The sequence below is a fragment of the Micromonospora sp. D75 genome, from assembly GCF_018070405.1.
Taxonomy (GTDB): domain Bacteria; phylum Actinomycetota; class Actinomycetes; order Mycobacteriales; family Micromonosporaceae; genus Micromonospora; species Micromonospora chalcea.
The window spans coordinates 1-6,139 of sequence record NZ_JAGPXV010000355.1 but is presented as its reverse complement, the minus strand read 5'-3'; the positions used below and the strand labels follow the sequence as shown (position 1 = coordinate 6,139).

General features: G+C 72.3%; 4 protein-coding genes and 2 pseudogenes. 2 read left to right on the top strand and 4 right to left on the bottom strand.

All coding sequences use genetic code 11. The features are described 5' to 3' along the window. The 4 genes and pseudogenes from KBX39_RS20270 to KBX39_RS20255 form a co-directional block, all read right to left on the bottom strand. Positions 1-352 (bottom strand): annotated as a pseudogene (locus KBX39_RS20270) (adenylosuccinate lyase); the annotation flags it as partial. A gap of 98 nt (positions 353-450) precedes the next feature. After that, a complete protein-coding gene (locus KBX39_RS20265; protein WP_210871962.1) occupies positions 451-2,373 on the bottom strand; it encodes a hypothetical protein in 1,923 nt (640 codons plus the stop codon). Continuing rightward, positions 2,370-2,885, bottom strand: a complete 516-nt coding sequence (locus KBX39_RS20260; RefSeq protein ID WP_043327545.1) for a SigE family RNA polymerase sigma factor — start codon at positions 2,883-2,885, stop codon at positions 2,370-2,372. Before KBX39_RS20260 ends, KBX39_RS20265 begins: the two co-directional genes overlap by 4 nt. Positions 2,886-3,009: 124 nt before the next feature. Beyond that, positions 3,010-4,302 (bottom strand): acetyl-CoA C-acetyltransferase, encoded by a 1,293-nt coding sequence (locus KBX39_RS20255; protein ID WP_069088131.1) that lies wholly within the window; start codon positions 4,300-4,302, stop codon positions 3,010-3,012. 55 nt (positions 4,303-4,357) lie between these two features. Here KBX39_RS20255 and KBX39_RS20250 point away from each other — a divergent pair, with 55 nt between their 5' ends. Both KBX39_RS20250 and KBX39_RS20245 read left to right on the top strand, forming a co-directional pair. Then, complete coding sequence (locus tag KBX39_RS20250; RefSeq protein ID WP_210871960.1) at positions 4,358-5,716, top strand: 3-oxoacyl-ACP reductase; 1,359 nt, start codon at positions 4,358-4,360, stop codon at positions 5,714-5,716. Further along, positions 5,716-6,139 (top strand): annotated as a pseudogene (locus tag KBX39_RS20245) (hypothetical protein); the annotation flags it as partial. The gene KBX39_RS20250 and the pseudogene KBX39_RS20245, both read left to right, overlap by 1 nt.

Here is a 6,139-nt window from a genome sequence, read left to right as displayed (position 1 = left end):
CCAGATCCGTGCCTCGCTGGAGCTGCTCGACGTTCTCGGTGAGGTCCCGGGAGGTCATCCCCTTGTGCACGTGCTCGTGCCCGGCGAGCGCGCTGAACTCCTCGATCCGGGCCTTCACGTCGTGCCGGGTGACCCGCTCCCGCGCCGCGATCGAGGCCAGGTCGACGTCGTCGACCACCCGCTCGTACGCCTCGACCACACCGTCCGGCACCGGCACGCCGAGATCACGCTGGGCCTTGAGCACCGCCAACCAGAGCCGGCGCTCCATCCGGACCTTCTCCTCCGGCGACCAGAGGGCGACCAGTTCGGGCGAGGCGTACCGGTTGGCGAGCACGTTCGGGATCGTCGTCACGGCCCTCATTCTCGCGTACGGGCTCGCGCCGCCACCGGTCGGCCCGCTGGTGGCGGACGCCCTGGACCGGTCCGGCCCGGGGCGTCCGTCTTATCCGGTCAGGGCAACAGGTTGATCAGATCCGGGTGACCGGCAAGCGCCGTGACCTGCTCCAGAGTGAGCGGCGGGGTCGCGCCACCCTTGACGCCCTTCGGCCAGCGACGCCCGAAGTCTCCGTCCGTCGGCATGTCCGAGGCGCCTCCGGTGTTGGGCCGGTTGTCGATCACCACCTCGACCGTGCCGCGGTCGGGTCGCTGGACGAACACGCTGTAGACCACCGACCCGGCCGGACGGGAGACGATCGTGACGACCCGGTTCCCGTCCGGGCGGGTCGACTCGGTGCACTCGCCGTCATGCGCGTGCGCCCGGTGCGTCGCGGGCGGGAGCGCTCCGACCGTGGCGCAGCTCAGCACCAGCGCCGCGCGGCGCTCCACGATGATCTCCCCGTCGCCGGCCAGCCCGCCTCGCTGCACCATGAAGTTGTACGACAGGAGAGTCGCGCCGTTGGGCCCGTCGCCCCCTCCGCGGAAGGGCAGCAGATAGATCATTCCGTCCGGCGAGACGGCGTCGAGCGCGCCGGTGGCTGCCGCCGACGCTGCGCCGTCGTAGTCCCACCTGAGCGGGCTGTAGACCTGGCTGGTGGCGGTTCCCGCCGGGGGCCGTGGGGCCAGGACGAGCGACGGCTCCCGTGCAATCTCGATCGTCTGTTCCATCGAGAGCGCCGGCTTGTCCTGCGTGAGATAGAGGCGGACCAGCGTGCCGTCCGGGCGGAGCGACTCGATCAGGTAGCTGTTGTTTCCCACCGGCCGTGCCGAGCCGGGGCGCGAGCCGAAGTCGGAGAGCATCCGCCGGGCCCGCAGGCGCTCGCCACCAGGGAACTCGGTCACCGTGCAGTGACGGGCGGCGAGCGCGGCGGTCGGGCAGGGCGGGGCGACCGACCAGGCTGCCTGTCCGTCGCGCACCAGCCGTAGCGTGACCTGCGCGGCCCGGTTCCCGACCCGGAACGTGGCGGCATCCATCATCGGTGCGTCGACGCTCAGCCAGCCCTTGGGCTCGAACCCGACCGGGGTCGGGCTGCTCTCGCCGCCCCACTTGGTCAGCCAGGTGAAGTCGGGTGCCTGCCGGCGCAGAGCGCTGGTCAGCGCCGCCTCGAGACGCGCCGCGTCCGCGGCGGTGCCCGCGACAGTGGTGACGGTGGACGTGGCCGCCGGTGTGGGGGACGGCTCCGGCGCGAGGGCGACGGCCCGGTCGACCACGACCGGGATCAGCTGCCCGACGGCGACCGGAAGCTTGTCCTCGGCGGTGACGGTCCTGAGGCTCAGGTTCAGAAACGTGCCGTCCCGACGCAGTGCTGTCACGCCAGCGCTCTCTGTCCGGCTCGACATTTGATCCCGGAGCTGCGGTGGCACCTCCTGCTCCCAGACCGACCGGTGGTACCTGATCTTCTCGCCGTCCGGACCCGTCTGCTCGCCGCACTCGACGGCATTCTTGGAACATCCGCGAGCCGCCTCGGCCTGCCAGCTCTTCGCGCCGTCAGGAGTGATCTGCAAGCTCGCGGTCAGGTCCACCCCGTCCGCCCGGAAGCTGCCGTTTCCTCGGTAGCCGAGGGAGCCGGGCCGGCCCATGACGTCGGAGGCCCATGCGGGGGTGTCGATCACCGGCCCGTCCTTGACCGCCCAGGCCAGGCGCGGCACCGCGCGGGTCAGGGCCGCGATCACCGCGGCGTCGATCCGGTCCAGGTCCTGATCGCTGCCGGGAATCGTCGTGACGGCCGGTGCCGGTTTGGCCGGCTGGGCATGCGGCTTGCCGATGAGCGTGGTGGTGCCGACCAGCACTGCCGCCACCACAGCGGCAACAGCCGTCATGCCGCCCCCGATCCGCAGCCGCCGGGCCCGGCGCTGTCCGCTGATCACCCGGTCGACATCCACGGTGGAGACCGGCGGCTCGCCGATCAGGTCGTCGAACAACTGCCGGTACGTCATGACAGCTCCCCTCGGGTCGACGGGATGCCGCCCAGCAGCAGGCGCAACGCCTCCAGGCCGCGTGCGGACTGGCTCTTCACAGTGCCGGTACTGATACCCATGACGTCGGCGGTCTCCTCCACCGACAGGTCGCAGTAGTAGCGGAGCACCAGCACGGCGCGTCGCCGGGGCGGCAACTGGCCGAGCAGGGCGAGCAGCATGTCGCGTTCGGCGAGCGTGGGCTCCGGCAGGATCATGTCGGCGGTCTCCGGCACCGTGTCGGTGCTGTGCTCGCGCCGCCAGGGCCGCCGCCGCTCGTCCAGCCAGGCGTTTGTGAGCATTCCGCGCACGTACGCGTCGATGTTCTCCGCCGCGCGGACCCGGCGCCAGTGCCGGTAGAGCTTGCCGATCGTGATGGAGACCAGGTCGTCGGCGGTGTGCCACTCGCGGCAGAGGAGGTACGCGGTGCGGCGCAACGACTCCAGCCGGGCGGTGACGAACTGCCGGTACTCGTCTTCCTCGGCCCGGTTCACGTCCCGGAGCCTCTCGTACGCCTCATGCCCAGGTGACGCGGCCGAGCCGCCGTCGGGTTGCTCCGGGCGCCGACGGGAACGTGGAGCAGGGCTGCGGCCGGGACCGCAGCCCTGCCGGAGGCTGTCAGCGCTCCAGGATGGCTGTCACGCCCTGCCCACCGGCCGCGCAGATGGAGATCAGGCCGCGCCCGCTCCCCTTCTGATCAAGCAGCTTGGCGAGCGTGGCGACGATCCGGCCGCCGGTGGCGGCGAACGGGTGGCCGGCCGCCAGCGAGGAGCCGTTGACGTTCAGCTTCTCCCGGTCGATCGAGCCGAGCGGCGCGTCCAGGCCGAGGCGCTCCTTGCAGAACTCCGGCGACTCCCAGGCGGCGAGGGTGGCCAGCACCTGGGAGGCGAACGCCTCGTGGATCTCGTAGAAGTCGAAGTCCTGGAGGCTGAGCCCGGCCCGGGCCAGCATCCGGGGCACCGCGTACGTGGGGGCCATCAGCAGCCCCTCGTCGCCGTGCACGAAGTCGACGGCGGCGGTCTCGGACCAGGAGAACCAGGCGAGCACCGGCAGGTTGTGCGCCTTGGCCCACTCCTCGGACGCGAGCAGGACGGTCGACGCGCCGTCGGTGAGCGGCGAGGAGTTGCCGGCGGTCATGGTGGCCCGCTCGGCGTCCGCGCCGGAGGCGCCGAAGACCGGCTTGAGCGAGCCGAGCTTCTCCAGGCTGGTGTCCGGGCGCAGGTTCTGGTCGCGGGTCAGCCCCAGGTAGGGGGTCATCAGGTCGTCGAAGAACCCCTTGTCGTACGCGGCGGCGAGCCGCTGGTGCGAGCGCAGCGCGAGTTCGTCCTGCGCGGTCCGGTCGACGTTCCAGCGCAGCGCCGTCCGGGCCGCGTGCTCACCCATGGACAGTCCGGTACGCGGCTCGGCGTTGCGCGGGATCTCCGGCTTGAACGGCTGGTGCGGGCGCAGCTTCGCCGCGATCTTGAGCCGTTCGCCGAGCGTACGGGCGGAGTTGAGCTGGAGCAGGGTGCGCCGCATGTCCTCGTTGACGGCGAGTGGCGCGTCCGAGGTGGTGTCGACGCCACCGGCGATGCCGACCTCGATCTGCCCGAGGGCGATCTTGTTGGCGACCAGGATGGCGGCTTCCAGGCCGGTGCCGCAGGCCTGCTGGATGTCGTACGCGGGGGTGTGCGGGTCGAGCCGGGAGCCGAGCACCACCTCACGGGTGAGGTTGAAGTCGCGGGAGTGCTTGAGCACCGCGCCGGCCACCACTTCGCCGACCCGCTCGCCGGCCAGCCCGAACCGGGCGACCAGCCCGTCGAGCGCCGCGCCGAGCATGTCGGCGTTCGACGCGTGCGCGTAGCGCGAGTTGGACCGGGCGAAGGGGATGCGGTTGCCCCCGATGACCGCGACCCGCCGGACACTCTGCACGATCGGCCTCCCTCGAAACTGTTGCCCGAACCCTACTCGCCAGTAGGCTACGCCTATGACCGACAGGTACGCGAGCTTCGTCCAGACGGGGGCCGGTCGCGCGCTGGTCAAGCGCCTCGGGCTGCCCGATCCGCCTCGACTGCGCCGGCACACGCCGGGCGACCCGCTCGTTCCCGGGCCGGTCCTGCTCGGCTCCTCGACCGGCGGCCGGATCGCCGAGCCGACCGGCAAGATCCTGACCGCCGCCGGGGTCGAGCTGGCCGATCCGGTCGCCGCCCACGACGCCGACCGCCGCTTCGCGGCCCTGGTGTACGACGCCAGCGGCGTCACCGACTCCACCGGGCTGCGCCAGCTCTACGACTTCTTCCACCCGCAGGCCCGCTCGCTGGTGCCGAGCGGCCGGGTGATCGTGCTGGGCACGCCGCCGGCCGAGTGCGGCTCCCCTCGGGAGGCTACCGCCCAGCGCGCGCTGGAGGGCCTGACCCGCAGCATCGGCAAGGAGTTCGGCCGGGGCGTCACGGCCCAACTGGTCTACGTGACACGCGAGGGTGACGCCGGCACCCCGGTGAGCCTGGAGTCCACGCTCCGCTTCCTGCTCTCCGGCCGCTCCGCGTACGTCTCGGGCCAGGTGATCCGGGTCGGCGCCGGCACCGCCGTCGCGCCGGCCGACTGGGACCGGCCGCTCGACGGGCAGGTGGTGCTGGTGACCGGCGCGGCCCGGGGCATCGGCGCGGCGCTGGCGAAGGTGCTGGCCCGCGACGGCGCCCAGGTGGTGGCGCTGGACATCCCCGCGGCCGGGGACGAGCTGGCCGCCGTCGCCAACGACATCGGCGGCAGCGCGGTGCAGCTCGACCTGACCGCGCCGGATGCGCCGACCCGGCTGGCGGAGCACCTGGCGTCCCGGCACGGGCGGGTCGACGTGGTGGTGCACAACGCGGGCATCACCCGGGACAAGACGCTGGGCCGGATGGACGCCGACCGGTGGGACTCGGTGATCGACGTGAACCTGTCCAGCCAGGAGCGGATCAACGACGTACTGCTGGAACGCGACCTGATCCCGGCCGGCGGCCGGATCGTCTCGGTCTCGTCGATCGCCGGGATCGCCGGCAACCGGGGGCAGACCAACTACGCGACCAGCAAGGCCGGCGTGATCGGCCTGGTCGACTCGCTCTCCCCGGTGCTGCGCGAGCGCGGGATCAGCCTGAACGCGGTGGCGCCGGGCTTCATCGAGACGCGGCTGACCGCGCGTATCCCGTTGACGATCCGCGAGGTGGGACGGCGGATGAACAGCATGGCCCAGGGCGGCCTGCCGGTGGACGTGGCCGAGACGATCGGCTGGCTCTCCTGGCCGGCGAGCGGCGCGGTCAGCGGCAACGTGGTCCGGGTCTGCGGCCAGAGCCTCCTGGGGGCGTGATGGCACCCCGTGACCACGAGGACGACGACCTGACCCTGCACGACCTGATCGAGGGCCCCACCCGCGACCTCACGGCCGCCCGAGCCGCCGCCCTGGCCCGCACCAACGCCGCCGCCCGCCCCACCTCCGACGATCATGAAGTTGACGGCACTTCTGGAGATCAACAAGGCAGCCAACCTCATGATCGACGGGGTGAAGGAGCGGTGGGGCGGCGGCGGATGGAGTTGGACGGGCTGCCTGCCAGTGGGGCGCTTTATCGGCGGGCGTTACTCGGGGTCGTTCCGGGGGTTGGGGGGCGGCGCGGGGCTGACGTGCCGGGGCTGGAACTCGCCGTTGGCGGGGTCTCGGTGGATCAGCGGCACCTGGCGGACTACGACCGGGTGTGCGGGTTCCGGCTGACCGACCGGCTGCCGGCGACGTACC